The 14,705-nt window shown below is 55.4% G+C and carries 17 protein-coding genes; 12 read left to right on the top strand and 5 right to left on the bottom strand.

Annotated features, from left to right (window positions below):
• Window positions 1-30 precede the first annotated feature (30 nt).
• Window positions 31-633 (bottom strand): peroxiredoxin, encoded by a 603-nt coding sequence (locus tag C5687_RS00850; protein ID WP_008503347.1) that lies wholly within the window; start codon window positions 631-633, stop codon window positions 31-33.
• Window positions 634-760: 127 nt separating this feature from the next.
• Entirely contained in the window at window positions 761-1,342 is a 582-nt protein-coding gene (gene acpH, locus C5687_RS00845; RefSeq protein ID WP_095441159.1) for an ACP phosphodiesterase, read from the bottom strand.
• 91 nt (window positions 1,343-1,433) lie between these two features.
• On the opposite strand from acpH, the gene queA reads away from it, so the two are divergent.
• From queA to C5687_RS00810, 7 genes are all read left to right on the top strand, one after another.
• Window positions 1,434-2,504, top strand: coding sequence for a tRNA preQ1(34) S-adenosylmethionine ribosyltransferase-isomerase QueA (gene queA / locus C5687_RS00840; protein WP_104556240.1), 1,071 nt, complete (start codon window positions 1,434-1,436; stop codon window positions 2,502-2,504).
• A gap of 55 nt (window positions 2,505-2,559) precedes the next feature.
• Window positions 2,560-3,687 carry a tRNA guanosine(34) transglycosylase Tgt gene (gene tgt / locus C5687_RS00835; RefSeq protein WP_025756203.1) on the top strand — a complete coding sequence of 376 codons (1,128 nt, stop codon included), beginning with the start codon at window positions 2,560-2,562 and terminating at the stop codon, window positions 3,685-3,687.
• Between the two features lie 22 nt (window positions 3,688-3,709).
• Entirely contained in the window at window positions 3,710-4,042 is a 333-nt protein-coding gene (yajC, locus tag C5687_RS00830) for a preprotein translocase subunit YajC (protein ID WP_000007630.1), read from the top strand.
• 27 nt (window positions 4,043-4,069) lie between these two features.
• Window positions 4,070-5,917: a protein translocase subunit SecD gene (secD, locus tag C5687_RS00825; protein WP_104556239.1), complete on the top strand. Its 1,848-nt coding sequence runs from the start codon at window positions 4,070-4,072 to the stop codon at window positions 5,915-5,917.
• Between the two features lie 10 nt (window positions 5,918-5,927).
• Entirely contained in the window at window positions 5,928-6,899 is a 972-nt protein-coding gene (gene secF / locus C5687_RS00820; RefSeq protein ID WP_047957871.1) for a protein translocase subunit SecF, read from the top strand.
• 142 nt (window positions 6,900-7,041) lie between these two features.
• On the top strand, window positions 7,042-7,407 hold the full coding sequence (locus tag C5687_RS00815) for a VOC family protein (protein ID WP_094918602.1): 366 nt from the start codon (window positions 7,042-7,044) through the stop codon (window positions 7,405-7,407).
• Between the two features lie 14 nt (window positions 7,408-7,421).
• The gene (locus C5687_RS00810) at window positions 7,422-8,102 is read left to right on the top strand and encodes a helix-turn-helix transcriptional regulator (protein WP_025756199.1); all 681 of its coding nucleotides are present in this window, start codon (window positions 7,422-7,424) and stop codon (window positions 8,100-8,102) included.
• A gap of 110 nt (window positions 8,103-8,212) precedes the next feature.
• Here the strand turns inward: C5687_RS00810 and C5687_RS00805 are convergent, their stop codons facing one another.
• Both C5687_RS00805 and C5687_RS00800 read right to left on the bottom strand, forming a co-directional pair.
• Window positions 8,213-9,097 (bottom strand): nucleoside-specific channel-forming protein Tsx, encoded by an 885-nt coding sequence (locus tag C5687_RS00805; RefSeq protein ID WP_025756198.1) that lies wholly within the window; start codon window positions 9,095-9,097, stop codon window positions 8,213-8,215.
• Between the two features lie 268 nt (window positions 9,098-9,365).
• Window positions 9,366-9,905: a SadB/YajI family lipoprotein gene (locus C5687_RS00800; protein ID WP_104556238.1), complete on the bottom strand. Its 540-nt coding sequence runs from the start codon at window positions 9,903-9,905 to the stop codon at window positions 9,366-9,368.
• A 152-nt stretch (window positions 9,906-10,057) separates the two neighbouring features.
• Here C5687_RS00800 and nrdR point away from each other — a divergent pair, with 152 nt between their 5' ends.
• The 5 genes from nrdR (at window position 10,058) to thiL (ending at window position 13,663) form a co-directional block, all read left to right on the top strand.
• On the top strand, window positions 10,058-10,507 hold the full coding sequence (gene nrdR / locus C5687_RS00795) for a transcriptional regulator NrdR (RefSeq protein WP_025756196.1): 450 nt from the start codon (window positions 10,058-10,060) through the stop codon (window positions 10,505-10,507).
• Between the two features lie 4 nt (window positions 10,508-10,511).
• Complete coding sequence (gene ribD, locus C5687_RS00790; RefSeq protein ID WP_047957873.1) at window positions 10,512-11,615, top strand: bifunctional diaminohydroxyphosphoribosylaminopyrimidine deaminase/5-amino-6-(5-phosphoribosylamino)uracil reductase RibD; 1,104 nt, start codon at window positions 10,512-10,514, stop codon at window positions 11,613-11,615.
• An 87-nt stretch (window positions 11,616-11,702) separates the two neighbouring features.
• Window positions 11,703-12,173, top strand: a complete 471-nt coding sequence (gene ribH, locus C5687_RS00785) for a 6,7-dimethyl-8-ribityllumazine synthase (RefSeq protein ID WP_003859098.1) — start codon at window positions 11,703-11,705, stop codon at window positions 12,171-12,173.
• Between the two features lie 21 nt (window positions 12,174-12,194).
• Window positions 12,195-12,614: a transcription antitermination factor NusB gene (gene nusB / locus C5687_RS00780; RefSeq protein ID WP_006809908.1), complete on the top strand. Its 420-nt coding sequence runs from the start codon at window positions 12,195-12,197 to the stop codon at window positions 12,612-12,614.
• A gap of 77 nt (window positions 12,615-12,691) precedes the next feature.
• Window positions 12,692-13,663, top strand: coding sequence for a thiamine-phosphate kinase (gene thiL, locus C5687_RS00775; RefSeq protein ID WP_104556237.1), 972 nt, complete (start codon window positions 12,692-12,694; stop codon window positions 13,661-13,663).
• 62 nt (window positions 13,664-13,725) lie between these two features.
• Here the strand turns inward: thiL and C5687_RS00770 are convergent, their stop codons facing one another.
• Complete coding sequence (locus C5687_RS00770; protein WP_047957875.1) at window positions 13,726-14,700, bottom strand: aldo/keto reductase; 975 nt, start codon at window positions 14,698-14,700, stop codon at window positions 13,726-13,728.
• Between the last annotated feature and the right edge of the window lie 5 nt (window positions 14,701-14,705).

Raw genomic sequence — 14,705 nt, 5'->3', positions numbered from 1 at the left:
ATTAGCGGGCCTTCTCGTAAACCGTGCCGATTACAGGCTGGATACGTTCTCGGACAGGTATTTTGCTACGCCGTCTGGAGAAGCAGCCATACCTTCTTTTCCTTTTTCCCACTGAGCCGGGCACACTTCACCGTGCTCTTCGTGGAACTGCAGCGCGTCAACCATACGCAGCATTTCGTCGATGTTACGACCCAGCGGCAGATCGTTCACAACCTGGTGACGCACGATGCCGTTTGCGTCGATCAGGAAAGAACCACGCAGTGCAACGCCAGCGTCCGGATGTTCGATACCGTAAGCCTGCTGGATTTCGCGTTTGATGTCCGCAACCATTGCGTATTTCACCGCACCGATGCCGCCTTTGTCGACAGGGGTGTTACGCCATGCGTTGTGTACAAACTCAGAGTCGAAGGAGACGCCAACCACTTCTACGCCACGCTTCTGAAATTCTTCATAACGTTTGTCGAACGCGATCAGTTCAGACGGGCAAACGAAAGTGAAGTCCATTGGCCAGAAGAACAGAACGGTCGCTTTACCGTTGGTGTGCTGTTTGAAGTTGAAGTTTTCAACGATTTCACCGTTGCCCAGAACTGCTGCAGCTGTAAAATCCGGAGCCGGACGAGTTACCAGAACCATATGATTCTCCTGTAGATACTAAGGTTATTTGGAACGCAACGCGAGCCAGTATAGAGAGTGTTCAGGGATAAGACAAAGAGGTGGTAACAATCGTTCCGCCAGCTTTTACCTATCAATGTGAAATCTGTCAGAGCTGTTTGCTTTTCGCCTGGGTCATCATGCGCGGGTAAAATTGCCAGAAACGCGTTTCCAGCGCGTCGTAATGTTCATCCAGGTCATACCAGGAGTCGCGCAGGGCATCCAGCCGCGGGCGGCGGCTCGCCATGCCGTTTAACACATTCTGAATGAAGTCCATATCGCGGTAGCGCTCCAGCCAGCGTTCTGACCACAGATAGTTATTGAGATTCACAAAGCGCGGCGGCGAGTCGGGCAGAATAATCGACACCTGCTGATGGGCGTAGCGTACAAACTCCGGCAATGGCATCTCCGGCGACAGCTGTCCCCAGTGGCGCGACAGGAAGTGATCCCACATCACGTCGAGCGTGATCGGCGCGACGCGGCGCGTTTCGGGGCGAAACCACCCTTTGGCCTCGGTCACTTCCGGCAGGTTATCCGTCAGAACGTCGATGCGGCGATGCATAAAAATGCCGTCGACCACCTCAGGGGAATAGTTTTCAGCGGGGTTGCCGCGCACGAAATCGGCCAGCAAATTACCGGAAAGGGAGCTGTCAGCGAGGTGAGCGAGATGCAGGTGAGCGAGAAAATTCATGCGTTTTATTTGTCCGGGGCGGCTAGTTGTTGCAGCAAAAGGGTGTGAGCACTAGACTATGCCGCCTGTTTTTAAGTCACGAGTATACGTCATGCGCGTCGCCGATTTCTCCTTTGAACTACCTGAATCCCTGATTGCTCACTACCCCATGCCTGAGCGCAGTAGCTGTCGTTTGCTGTCACTGGATGGGCCAACGGGCGAGCTGACGCACGGTACTTTCACCGATTTGCTCGACAAGCTCAACCCTGGCGATCTGCTGGTCTTTAACAACACCCGCGTGATCCCGGCGCGCCTGTTTGGCCGTAAAGCCAGCGGCGGCAAGATTGAAGTGCTGGTCGAACGTATGCTCGATGATAAACGTATTCTGGCACATATTCGCGCGTCTAAGGCGCCGAAGCCGGGTACGGAACTGTTGCTGGGTGATGATGAAAGCATCAACGCGACCATGACCGCGCGACACGACGCGCTGTTCGAAGTGGAGTTTAACGACGAGCGCTCCGTGCTCGACATTCTGAACGCCATCGGCCACATGCCGCTGCCGCCGTACATTGAGCGTCCGGACGAAGAGGCCGACCGCGAGTTGTACCAGACCGTCTACAGCCAGAAGCCCGGTGCGGTCGCGGCGCCGACGGCAGGCCTGCACTTTGATGAACCCCTGCTGGAAAAACTGCGCGCGAAAGGGGTTGAGATGGCGTTTGTGACGCTGCACGTCGGGGCGGGAACCTTCCAGCCGGTGCGCGTGGACAGCATCGAAGATCACATCATGCACTCTGAATATGCTGAAGTGCCGCAGGATGTGGTGGATGCGGTGCTGGCGGCGAAAGCGCGCGGTAGCCGTGTCGTTGCGGTCGGTACGACCTCGGTGCGCTCACTGGAGAGTGCCGCGCAGGCGGCGAAAAACGGTCTTATCGAGCCGTTCTTTGGCGATACGCAGATCTTTATCTATCCGGGCTATCAGTACAAAGTGATTGACGCGCTGGTGACCAACTTCCATCTGCCTGAATCAACGCTGATTATGCTGGTCTCCGCGTTTGCGGGTTATCAGCATACAATGAATGCCTACAAGTCTGCGGTAGAACAAAAATATCGCTTTTTTAGCTACGGGGACGCGATGTTTATCACGTACAATCCGCTGGCTTTGAATGAGCGTGTCGGGGAATAAGTCCGCGGCACCGGAATAATGTGTTGGACTGTTTTTCTGGCACAGAGGAAAGAAAATGAAATTTGAACTCGATACCACCGATGGCCGCGCGCGTCGCGGCCGCCTGGTGTTTGATCGCGGCGTGGTGGAAACCCCCGCGTTTATGCCTGTGGGCACCTACGGCACCGTCAAAGGGATGACGCCGGAAGAGGTGGAAGCCACTGGCGCGCAGATTATCCTCGGCAATACTTTCCACCTGTGGCTGCGCCCGGGCCAGGAGATCATGAAGCTCCACGGCGATCTGCATGATTTCATGCAGTGGAAAGGCCCCATCCTGACCGACTCCGGCGGCTTCCAGGTCTTCAGCCTCGGTGATATCCGTAAGATCACCGAAGAGGGTGTCCACTTCCGTAACCCGATCAACGGCGATCCGATTTTCCTCGATCCTGAAAAATCGATGGAGATTCAGTACGATCTCGGCTCTGACATCGTGATGATCTTCGACGAATGTACGCCGTACCCGGCGGACTGGGATTACGCGAAGCGCTCAATGGAGATGTCGCTGCGCTGGGCGAAGCGTAGCCGCGATCGTTTTGACTCCCTGCAGAACAAAAATGCACTGTTCGGCATTATCCAGGGCAGCGTTTACGAAGATTTACGCGATATCTCTGTTAAAGGTCTGGTAGAGATAGGTTTTGATGGCTACGCTGTCGGCGGTTTGGCTGTCGGTGAGCCGAAGGAAGACATGCATCGCATTCTGGAACATGTCTGCCCGCAGATCCCGGCTGATAAACCCCGTTACCTGATGGGCGTGGGTAAACCAGAAGATCTGGTTGAAGGCGTGCGCCGCGGCATCGATATGTTCGACTGCGTCATGCCAACCCGCAACGCGCGTAACGGTCATCTGTTTGTTACCGATGGCGTGGTGAAAATCCGTAACGCGAAGCATAAAAGTGACACCAGTCCGCTCGACGCCGAGTGCGATTGCTATACCTGTCGCCATTATTCTCGCGCGTATCTGCATCATCTCGATCGTTGCAATGAGATTTTGGGCGCGCGTCTCAATACCATTCATAACCTTCGCTATTATCAGCGCTTAATGGCTGGTTTACGCAAGGCTATCGAAGAGGGTAAATTAGAGAGCTTCGTGACCGATTTTTACCAACGTCAGGGTCGAACCGTTCCACCTTTGAACGTTGATTAATATTAATAATGAGGGAATTTGAATGAGCTTTTTTATTTCTGATGCGGTAGCGGCAACAGGTGCTCCGGCGCAGGGCAGCCCGATGTCTCTGATTCTGATGCTGGTTGTGTTCGGTCTGATCTTCTACTTCATGATCCTGCGCCCACAGCAGAAGCGTACCAAAGAGCACAAAAAGCTGATGGACTCCATCGCGAAAGGCGATGAAGTACTGACCAACGGTGGTCTGGTCGGTCGTGTAACGAAAGTGGCTGAAAGCGGCTACATTGCTATCGCCCTGAACGACACCACTGAAGTGGTCATCAAACGTGACTTCGTAGCTGCCGTTCTGCCGAAAGGCACCATGAAGGCGCTGTAATCCCAACTTTTCCCAAAGGGAACTGCCGTGTTAAACCGTTATCCTTTGTGGAAGTACATCATGCTGGTCGTCGTGATTCTCGTCGGCCTGCTGTACGCACTTCCCAACCTGTATGGTGAGGATCCGGCTGTTCAAATCACTGGCGCGCGCGGTGTCGCCGCCAGTGAGCAAACGCTGATCCAGGTCCAGAAAACGTTACAAGAAGAAAAAATTACCGCTAAGTCTGTGGCTCTGGAAGAGGGTGCAATTCTTGCTCGCTTCGACACCACCGACACGCAGCTCCGCGCTCGTGAAGCGCTGATGGGCGTGCTGGGTGATAAATACGTCGTGGCGCTTAACCTTGCTCCTGCAACCCCGCGTTGGCTGGCTGCGCTGAGCGCTGAGCCAATGAAACTCGGTCTTGACCTGCGTGGCGGCGTTCACTTCCTGATGGAAGTGGATATGGATACCGCGCTTGGCAAACTGCAGGAACAAAATATCGATAGCCTGCGCAGCGATCTGCGTGAAAAAGGCATCGCTTACACCACCGTGCGTAAAGAAGATAACTACGGTATGAGCATCACGTTCCGCGACAGCGCGGCGCGCGATCAGGCTGTAGATTACCTGACGCAACGTCACCGTGACCTGGTGATCACCTCTCAGGGCAGTAATCAGCTGCGTACGGTGATGACCGATGCCCGACTGAAAGAAGCGCGTGAATATGCCGTTCAGCAGAACATCAATATTCTGCGTAACCGTGTAAACCAGCTGGGCGTCGCTGAGCCGCTGGTACAGCGTCAGGGTGCTGACCGTATCGTGGTTGAACTGCCGGGTATTCAGGACACCGCGCGTGCGAAAGAGATTCTGGGTGCGACCGCAACGCTGGAATTCCGTCTGGTGAATACCAACGTTGACCAGTCTGCTGCCTCTTCTGGCCGTATTCCGGGTGACTCGGAAGTGAAACAGACTCGCGAAGGTCAGCCGGTGGTGCTGTACAAACGCGTGATCCTGACCGGTGACCATATCACCGACTCCACTTCCAGCCAGGACGAATACAACCAGCCGCAGGTTAACATCTCGCTGGATAGTGCGGGTGGTAACATCATGTCTAACTTCACCAAGGACAATATCGGCAAGCCGATGGCGACCCTGTTCGTGGAGTACAAAGACAGCGGTAAGAAAGATGCAAACGGCCGTGCGGTACTGGTGAAAGAAGAAGAGGTGATTAACATCGCCAACATCCAGTCTCGTCTGGGTAACAGCTTCCGTATTACCGGTATTAACAACCCGAACGAAGCGCGTCAGCTCTCTCTGCTGCTGCGTGCCGGTGCGCTGATTGCGCCAATTCAGATTGTTGAAGAACGTACCATTGGTCCAACGCTTGGGATGCAAAACATCCAGCAGGGTCTGGAAGCGTGTCTGGCCGGTCTGGTGGTCTCTATCCTCTTCATGATCTTCTTCTACAAGAAGTTTGGTCTGATTGCGACCAGCGCACTGATCGCTAACCTGGTGCTGATCATCGGCATTATGTCCCTGCTGCCAGGGGCGACGCTGACCATGCCGGGGATTGCGGGTATCGTTCTGACCCTTGCGGTGGCGGTCGACGCCAACGTACTGATTAACGAACGTATCAAAGAAGAGTTGAGCAACGGTCGCTCTGTTCAGCAGGCGATTGACGAAGGCTACAAAGGCGCGTTCAGCTCCATCTTCGATGCGAACGTAACAACACTGATTAAGGTTCTTATCCTGTATGCAGTGGGTACTGGCGCGATCAAAGGCTTTGCGATTACAACCGGTATCGGTGTCGCAACGTCAATGTTTACCGCTATTGTCGGCACCCGTGCCATCGTGAACCTGCTGTACGGCGGCAAGCGCGTCAAAAAGCTGTCTATCTGAGGAGTGCGTTGTGGCACAGGAATATACTGTTGAACAATTGAACCACGGCCGTAAAGTCTGGGACTTTATGCGCTGGGACTACTGGGCCTTCGGCATTTCAGGTTTCCTGCTGATCCTGTCCATCGTCATTATGGGCGTGAAAGGCTTTAACTGGGGGCTTGATTTCACCGGGGGGACGGTCATTGAGATCTCCCTGGAAAAACCGGTCGATATGGACGAGATGCGCCTGTCTCTGCAGAAGGCGGGCTTTGAAGAGCCACTGCTGCAGAACTTCGGCAGCAGCCGCGACATCATGGTGCGTATGCCGCCGGTGCACGATGCCAACGGAAGCCAGGAGCTGGGCAGCAAGGTTGTGAGCGTGATTAACGAAACAACCAGCCAGAATGCGGCGGTCAAACGTATTGAGTTCGTCGGCCCAAGCGTGGGTGCTGACCTGGCGCAAACCGGGGCCATGGCGCTGCTGGTGGCGCTGATTTCCATCCTGGTCTACGTCGGTTTCCGCTTTGAGTGGCGACTGGCGGCCGGTGTGGTTATCGCTCTGGCGCACGACGTGGTGATCACCATGGGGATACTGTCTCTGTTCCACATTGAGATTGACCTGACGATTGTGGCATCCCTGATGTCCGTTATCGGTTACTCACTGAACGACAGTATCGTGGTATCTGACCGTATCCGTGAAAACTTCCGTAAGATCCGTCGCGGTACGCCGTACGAAATCTTTAACGTGTCGTTGACCCAGACGCTGCACCGTACCTTGATCACATCCGGTACTACCCTGATGGTGATCCTGATGCTGTTCCTGTTCGGTGGCCCGGTACTGGAAGGCTTCTCGCTGACCATGCTGATTGGTGTCACCATCGGTACGGCGTCGTCTATCTACGTTGCGTCCGCACTGGCGCTGAAACTCGGCATGAAGCGCGAGCACCTGCTCCAGCAGAAAGTCGAGAAGGAAGGGGCGGATCAGCCGTCCATTCTGCCGTAAGCCGACGTTTAGCGCGTTATCGAAATCCCGGTCTGTTGACCGGGATTTTTTTTATCTGCTCCTGACAAACACTCCTGACAGTATGCTGTCAGGAGCCCTGTCGTAGACTCTTTTCGAACCCAAACAACCGTCAGGAGGATGTATGAAAAGTGTGATTAACTGGTTTGAAATCCCGGTCACGGATATGGATCGCGCGATGAGTTTTTATGAGCCCGTGATGCAGGTGTCATTAAAACGCGAGAAAATGGACTGTGCTGAACTGGCCGTTTTCCCCCATGAGGATCCGGCTACCGGCGGGGCGCTGGCAAAATTTGAGGGCATTGTACCGTCCCATGAAGGCGCTATTATCTATCTGCATACCGACAATCTGGCGGCCACGCTCGATCGCGTTGCCTCTGCTGGCGGCGAGTGCGTGTTTGGCCCACTGGAACTGCCGCATGGTATTGGCACTATCGCGTTGTTTACCGACAGCGAAGGTAATCGCGTCGGCCTCCATCAACCTGCCTGAGAGTTAACGAACCTATGACCCGACGCGCTGACCGTTTGTTCCAGATAGTGCAGATCCTGCGGGGCAGGCGTCTGACAACGGCAGCGCATCTGGCGGACCGACTTGGCGTGTCCGAACGCACCGTCTACCGCGATATTCGCGACCTGTCGCTTTCCGGCGTGCCGGTGGAAGGCGAGGCAGGGAGCGGATACCGGCTGATGTCGGGTTTTGACCTGCCGCCGCTGATGCTGACAAACAAGGAGTCTGAGGCGTTGATTGTCGCGATTCGCCTGCTCAAAACCTGGGGCGGGGAGTCGCTCTCGCGCGAGCTGGAGTCGGCTCAGGAGAAAGTGCTCGCGATCCTGCCCGAGGAGAGTCGTCGAAAGGCGGAGCAGACGCGGATCTACGCCCCGGATTTTTGCATGCAAAGCCACTCCCGTAGCGATTTTGACAGGATCCATCAGGCGATTTCCGCCCAGCGCGTGCTGGCGTTGCATTACCGTGATGAAGCCGGACAGCTCTCTAAACGCGAGGTTCAGCCGCTGGGGTTGTTCTTTTGGGGCGAGCGCTGGCTGCTGGCAGCGTGGTGCGAACGGCGCGAGGACTATCGCTGTTTTCGGCTCGACAGATGTCTCAATATTGCGCAGACGGAGAGGCGCTTTAGCGAGAGTGCGGACAGGTCGTTGGCGGATTTTTTACGGAAGGTGAAGCAGTAATAAGCCAGCCCTTGAGCTGGCTTTTTTGCCCGGCGGCGCTGCGCTTGCACGGGCCTACAGGTTTTGTAGGCCGGGTAAGGCGTAGCCGCCACCCGGCAACAATCATACGATTAGAAGTTGTAACCCACCACCAGGTAACCACCCCAACCGGTAGAACGAACGCTGAAGTCGCCGTTGCCGAAGTTCAGGCTGGCGTCGTCGTTCCACTGACCACCGTTGTGCCAGTAACGTGCCACAACAGAGTAGTGCCAGTGATCGTAGTTCAGCGCCAGGATGTGGCTGGACGCGATGGAGTCGTTGGTGCGCGCTTTCTTACCGTTCAGGTCGCGGAAGTCGTTGTCGCCCAGATCTGAACCCCAGTCAAAGTTGGTGAAGCCGATATAGCTCAGGTTGCCGCCCCACAGCTGAGTAATTGGCACAAAGTATTTCACTTTGAAACGGTAGCCATCCCACTCGTTTTCGTTCGCGGCACCGTAGTTCTGCCACTGATATTTCGCGTACACGTTCAGAGACAGGCTCATTGGCAGACCGGTGTCGATGTCCGTACCCAGACCCATGTACCAGGTGCTCTGGCGACCGGACTTGTTACGGCCCATGTCGTAAATATAGTTGTTTGCGAAATACCACTCTTTGAACGGACCAAACGCCAGGCTGGTACCGGTCAGCTTATCAATAGAGAAGCGCGGTTCGATCTCCATGAACAGTGGGGAACCGTGGTTCCAGATACCTTTAGCGTCGGTGTTACCACCGAAGAAGACAGGTGCATCCATATAACCGTAGAAATCAAACCAGTCTTTTTTGGCGAATGCTTCGTATTCCAGGTAGGTATCGTTACGGATCTGTGGTCCGAAGCGGGTGTGGTAGCTGCCGACCACGTTAACGCTCTGGTGCCACCAGTCGGAGAGGTATTGTGGTTTATCGTTTTCCGCTGCGTTAACAGTGAAAGAAGAGGACAGTGCCAGCACGGCGCCAGCTGCGAGTAATGTTTTTTTCATAATCATGCCACTGATTGAAATTCCCTTCCGGGAGTGAAAAATGCGCGAATTGCGTTTCTAAATATTTCGTGTTTCTGCGGTGCCTATTATAGGAATCCCTGCTCACAAAAATATGTGTTGTTTCACATATCTCTCATACACGTAATCGATTGCGTTCACGTTTGCGTACTTTAAACGGGCGGGATTGTAGCGGCAATCATTTATGTTGCCAATCCATACGAAATGTAAATGTTAGCGGAGTGACATTGCACTCCGCGAAAAGAAGGGGTTATTGCGCGGCGGGTTGGATATCGTGAATGCGGATAAAACCTAACTGATCCGGGGTCAGTCCGGTGAGCTGCAGCGGAATGTCAACATCGCTCGGAGCCAGCACGCTGGCGGGTGCAGTGAAAAGCTGATTTCTGACATTCACTTCCTGGTAGTTCTCCGTGGTGCCCTGGATCTGGCCCCACTCGACGGTGCCGCTGAAGGCCGGCAGCGGATCGTTGGATTCTCCCTGGATGCGTAATGTTGCGCGAGTACCATTTGCATTCGCCGCCACATTCACCAGAGACATTTTTAGCGTGCCAACCTGGCTGTTAAGTCGCGCAGGGGTATTCGCGCCCGGCAGCAGATAAACCCCGCTGCTGGATTTGGCGTTCAGCGCATTTTGCTGGGTGATCTTCACCGTTTCTTTGTTCAGTTTGTCCATCGCGTTATTAAGCGTATTCACGCTCTGTTTCATCTGACGGACTTCGGTTTGCTGTGCACAGGCGCTAAGGGTGAAGAGGCTCCCCACCAGCAATATTTTCAGGTAACGTCTTGTCATTGCGTTTATTTCCTTGAAATAACGGATCGCCCTAATGGTAGCCAGCATTGTGGCGTCAGACATAGATCCTTTATCTCAAAAAGCTCTTCCTTTGTTGTCAGGCCAGATCAGGGTAAAATGAAAATCAGTTAACCAGATAACAGGGATACCGTATGCATTGCCCATTTTGCTCCGCTGTGGATACCAAAGTCATCGACTCTCGTCTTGTGGGCGAAGGATCATCCGTACGCCGTCGTCGGCAGTGTCTGGTGTGTAACGAGCGTTTCACGACCTTTGAGGTGGCAGAGCTGGTCATGCCGCGCGTGGTAAAAACTAACGACGTGCGTGAACCCTTCAACGAAGAGAAATTGCGTAGCGGGATGCTGAAGGCCCTGGAAAAACGGCCCGTCAGTGCGGATGACGTTGAAATGGCGTTAAACCACATAAAATCTTACCTTCGTGGTTTGGGCGAGCGTGAAGTGCCCAGCAAGATGATCGGCAATTTGGTGATGGAACAGCTGAAAAAGCTCGATAAGGTCGCCTATATCCGCTTCGCCTCTGTTTATCGCAGTTTCGAAGATATCAAAGAGTTTGGCGAAGAGATCGCCCGCTTACAGGATTAAGTCCATGCAGGATGAGATGTACATGGCGCGCGCCATGAAACTGGCGCAGCGCGGTCGTTTTACCACCCACCCTAACCCGAATGTCGGGTGCGTTATCGTTAACGATGGCGAGATCGTGGGGGAAGGTTTTCACTACCGCGCGGGTGAGCCCCATGCTGAGGTTCATGCCCTGCGCATGGCCGGCGAGAAGGCGCGCGGCGCCACAGCCTACGTTACGCTAGAGCCCTGCAGCCATCACGGGCGTACGCCGCCGTGCTGCGACGCGCTGATTGCCGCAGGTGTTGCACGCGTGGTCGCCTCAATGCAGGACCCGAATCCGCAGGTGGCGGGACGGGGTCTGTATCGCCTGCAGCAGGAAGGGATTGACGTCAGTCACGGCCTGATGATGCAGGACGCAGAGGCGCTTAATAAAGGTTTCCTGAAGCGCATGCGCACCGGGTTCCCGTATATTCAGCTTAAGCTGGGCGCCTCGCTGGATGGACGCACGGCGATGGCAAACGGTGAAAGCCAGTGGGTCACTTCGCCGCAGGCAAGGCGCGATGTGCAACGTCTGCGTGCGCAAAGCCATGCTATCCTCACCAGCAGTGAAACCGTTCTGGCTGACGATCCGGCGCTGACCGTGCGCTGGGACGAATTGAATGCCGATACCCAGGCGCTCTATCCGCAGGAGAACCTGCGCCAGCCGCTGCGTATTGTGATTGATAGTCAGAACCGTGTGACGCCAGAGCACCGCATTGTCCAGCAGCCGGGTGAAACCTGGTTTGCGCGCACCAAAGACGATACGCGCGAATGGCCGGAAGGCGTGCGCAGTATCAGGGTGCCGGAGCACAACGGACGTCTGGATCTCGTGGTGCTGATGATGCTGCTCGGTAAGCAGCAGGTGAACAGCATCTGGGTGGAAGCGGGCCCGACACTGGCCGGCGCGCTGCTCCAGGCCGGGCTGGTGGATGAGCTGATTGTTTACGTGGCGCCTAAACTGTTGGGCAGCGACGCGCGTGGCCTGTTTGTGCTGCCCGGCCTTGAAAAACTGGCTGATGCACCACAACTGAAATTCAGCGAGATTCGTCCGGTGGGCCCGGATGTCTGCCTCCACTTAACGACAGCGTAATTGCTCCCGAAATAGGGAAGCAGTGCGCAAAGTATTATGATAAAATCCGCCCCCCTGCGGGGCCAAATGAACCCGTAAAGGAAGAGTATGAACATTATTGAAGCTGCTGTAGCTACCCCGGACGCTCGCGTCGCCATCACCATTGCGCGTTTCAACAACTTCATCAACGACAGCCTGCTGGAAGGTGCGGTTGACGCCCTGAAACGCATCGGCCAGGTTAAAGATGACAACATTACCGTTGTGTGGGTTCCAGGTGCTTACGAACTGCCACTGGCAGCGGGCGCGCTGGCGAAAACCGGTAAATACGACGCGGTGATTGCGCTGGGTACCGTTATTCGTGGCGGCACTGCGCACTTCGAATACGTTGCGGGCGGTGCAAGCAACGGTCTGGCACACGTTGCACAGGATGCTGAAATTCCTGTCGCGTTCGGCGTGCTGACCACCGAAAGTATTGAACAAGCCATCGAACGTGCTGGCACCAAAGCCGGTAACAAAGGTGCAGAAGCTGCACTGACCGCGCTTGAAATGATCAATGTATTGAAAGCCATCAAGGCCTGATTTTTTTGTAAGGGGAATTCCGTGAAACCTGCTGCTCGTCGCCGCGCCCGTGAATGTGCCGTCCAGGCACTTTACTCCTGGCAGTTGTCCCAGAACGACATCGCTGATGTTGAATACCAGTTCCTGTCAGAACAGGACGTGAAAGACGTTGACGTTCTGTACTTCCGTGAACTGCTGTCGGGAGTGGCGACTAATAGCGCGTATCTCGATGGTCTGATGAAGCCATACCTGTCCCGTCTGCTCGAAGAGCTGGGCCAGGTTGAAAAAGCAGTGTTGCGCATTGCGCTGTTTGAGCTGTCAAAACGTGATGATGTGCCGTACAAAGTGGCCATCAACGAAGCGATCGAACTGGCGAAAACCTTCGGCGCTGAAGACAGCCACAAGTTCGTAAACGGCGTTCTTGATAAAGCAGCACCTGCGATCCGTCCCCACAAAAAGTGATCCGCAAACCGGAGTCCTGCATTGCCTGACGGGCAGTGCGGCTCCGGTTTTTTCTTTTATTTGCTGAGGCATAACGTATGGCATGCGGCGAATTCTCCCTGATTGCCCGTTATTTCGACCGTGTCAGAACCTCTCGTCTTGATGTTGAAACCGGCATTGGCGATGACTGCGCACTTCTCAATGTTCCCGAAAAACAGACGCTGGCAATCAGCACCGACACCTTAGTGTGCGGACGTCATTTTTTACCGGATATCGATCCTGCCGATCTGGCCTATAAAGCACTGGCGGTTAACGTCAGCGATCTGGCGGCGATGGGTGCCGATCCCGCCTGGTTAACGCTGGCTCTGACGTTGCCTGAGGTGGATGAAGCCTGGCTTGAAGCCTTTAGTGATGCGCTGTTTGAGCAGCTTAATTACTACGATATGCAGCTGATCGGCGGTGATACCACGGCCGGGCCGCTGTCAATGACGCTGGCGATCCATGGCTATGTTCCACTCGGTCGCGCGCTGAAGCGCTCGGGCGCAAAACCCGGCGACTGGATCTACGTGACCGGTACGCCGGGCGACAGCGCCGCGGGCCTGGCGATTCTTCAGGATCGCTTAACCGTGAAGAACGCTGACGATGCGGCCTATCTGGTGAAACGCCATCTGCGCCCGACGCCGCGTATTCTGCACGGTCAGGCGCTGCGCGAGCGGGCAAGCTCGGCTATCGATCTCTCTGACGGGCTTATCTCAGATCTCGGGCATATTCTGAAAGCCAGCGGCGTTGGCGCGCGCATCGATCTGGATCTGTTCCCGCAGTCAGAGCAGCTGCTTCGCCATGTGGAGCCTGAGCAGGCTCTGCGCTGGGCGCTCTCGGGTGGTGAAGACTATGAATTGTGTTTTACCGTTCCGGAACTCAACCGTGGCACGCTGGATGTGGCGTTAGCCCATCTCGGCGCGAAATTTACCTGTATCGGGCAGATTATGCCGGAGAGTGAAGGGCTGAAGTTTGTGAAAGACGGTGCGCCCGTGACGCTGGACTGGAAAGGGTACGACCACTTCGCGTGATGTTTTGCGCTCTGTATTGCCGGGTGGAGGCTACGCCTTACCCGGCCTACATAAGAGAGGGCTTATTTATACCCCACCACCGGATGCTGCTGATACGGCGTCTCCAACTCGGCAATCTGCTCTGGCGTGAGCGTGATATCCACCGCATTTAACAGTTCGTCCAGCTGCTCTTCCCGGGACGTGCCGATAATGGGGGCCGCGACACCACGCTTTCCCAGAAGCCACGCCAGGGCCACCTGGGCGCGGGTTGCACCGGTATCGTCGGCGATCCCGGCCAAACGTTCGGCAATCAGCGCATCGCTGGCTTCTGTTCCGCCGTACAGATTTTTCCCCACCTCATCGGATACCAGCCGGGCCGTGGTTTCCCCCCACGGACGGGTCAGACGTCCACGCGCCAGCGGGCTCCAGGGGATGACCGCTACTCCCTCCTGGTAGCACAGCGGCAGCATCTCGCGCTCTTCTTCACGATAGATCAAATTGTAGTGATCCTGCATGGTGACAAAGCGCGCCCAGCCGTGCTGCGCCTGGAGATCCAGCGCCTGGGCAAACTGCGATGCGTGCATGGACGATGCGCCGATGTAGCGCGCTTTACCGGCTTTCACCACGTCGTTGAGCGCTTCAAGCGTCTCTTCGATCGGCGTGTTGTAATCCCAACGGTGAATTTGCAGCAGGTCAACGTAATCCATGTTCAGGCGTCTGAGGCTGTCATCAATAGAGCGCAGGATCTGGGCGCGAGAAAGGCCTTCCGCCAGATCGCCCACCGGGTAGTACACCTTGGTGGCGACGACGATTTCATCCCGGCGTGCAAAATCACGCAGGGCACGGCCAACAATCTCCTCACTGCTGCCGTCGGAGTAGCTGTTAGCGGTGTCAAAGAAGTTAATGCCGCCCTCAATGGCGCGTTTGATAATCGGACGGCTGCTCTCTTCCGGCAGCGTCCAGGCGTGGTTCCCCCGGTCGGGCTCACCAAAGGTCATGCATCCCAGACAAAGTCGGGAAACCCTGAGATCTGTTTTTCCTAATGTCGTGTATTGCATGGTTC

Source organism: Enterobacter sichuanensis, from assembly GCF_002939185.1.
In the GTDB taxonomy this organism is placed as follows: Bacteria; Pseudomonadota; Gammaproteobacteria; order Enterobacterales; family Enterobacteriaceae; genus Enterobacter; species Enterobacter sichuanensis.
This window is presented reverse-complemented; position numbering and strand designations above follow the sequence as displayed.

Bases quoted from the DNA above. Each gene is read 5' to 3' on its own strand.
- C5687_RS00850 (WP_008503347.1), bottom strand. From the start codon at position 633: ATGGTTCTGGTAACTCGTCCGGCTCCGGATTTTACAGCTGCAGCAGTT.
- acpH (WP_095441159.1), bottom strand. From the start codon at position 1,342: ATGAATTTTCTCGCTCACCTGCATCTCGCTCACCTCGCTGACAGCTCC.
- queA (WP_104556240.1), top strand. From the start codon at position 1,434: ATGCGCGTCGCCGATTTCTCCTTTGAACTACCTGAATCCCTGATTGCT.
- tgt (WP_025756203.1), top strand. From the start codon at position 2,560: ATGAAATTTGAACTCGATACCACCGATGGCCGCGCGCGTCGCGGCCGC.
- yajC (WP_000007630.1), top strand. From the start codon at position 3,710: ATGAGCTTTTTTATTTCTGATGCGGTAGCGGCAACAGGTGCTCCGGCG.
- C5687_RS00815 (WP_094918602.1), top strand. From the start codon at position 7,042: ATGAAAAGTGTGATTAACTGGTTTGAAATCCCGGTCACGGATATGGAT.
- C5687_RS00810 (WP_025756199.1), top strand. From the start codon at position 7,422: ATGACCCGACGCGCTGACCGTTTGTTCCAGATAGTGCAGATCCTGCGG.
- C5687_RS00805 (WP_025756198.1), bottom strand. From the start codon at position 9,097: ATGAAAAAAACATTACTCGCAGCTGGCGCCGTGCTGGCACTGTCCTCT.
- C5687_RS00800 (WP_104556238.1), bottom strand. From the start codon at position 9,905: ATGACAAGACGTTACCTGAAAATATTGCTGGTGGGGAGCCTCTTCACC.
- nrdR (WP_025756196.1), top strand. From the start codon at position 10,058: ATGCATTGCCCATTTTGCTCCGCTGTGGATACCAAAGTCATCGACTCT.
- ribD (WP_047957873.1), top strand. From the start codon at position 10,512: ATGCAGGATGAGATGTACATGGCGCGCGCCATGAAACTGGCGCAGCGC.
- ribH (WP_003859098.1), top strand. From the start codon at position 11,703: ATGAACATTATTGAAGCTGCTGTAGCTACCCCGGACGCTCGCGTCGCC.
- thiL (WP_104556237.1), top strand. From the start codon at position 12,692: ATGGCATGCGGCGAATTCTCCCTGATTGCCCGTTATTTCGACCGTGTC.
- C5687_RS00770 (WP_047957875.1), bottom strand. From the start codon at position 14,700: ATGCAATACACGACATTAGGAAAAACAGATCTCAGGGTTTCCCGACTT.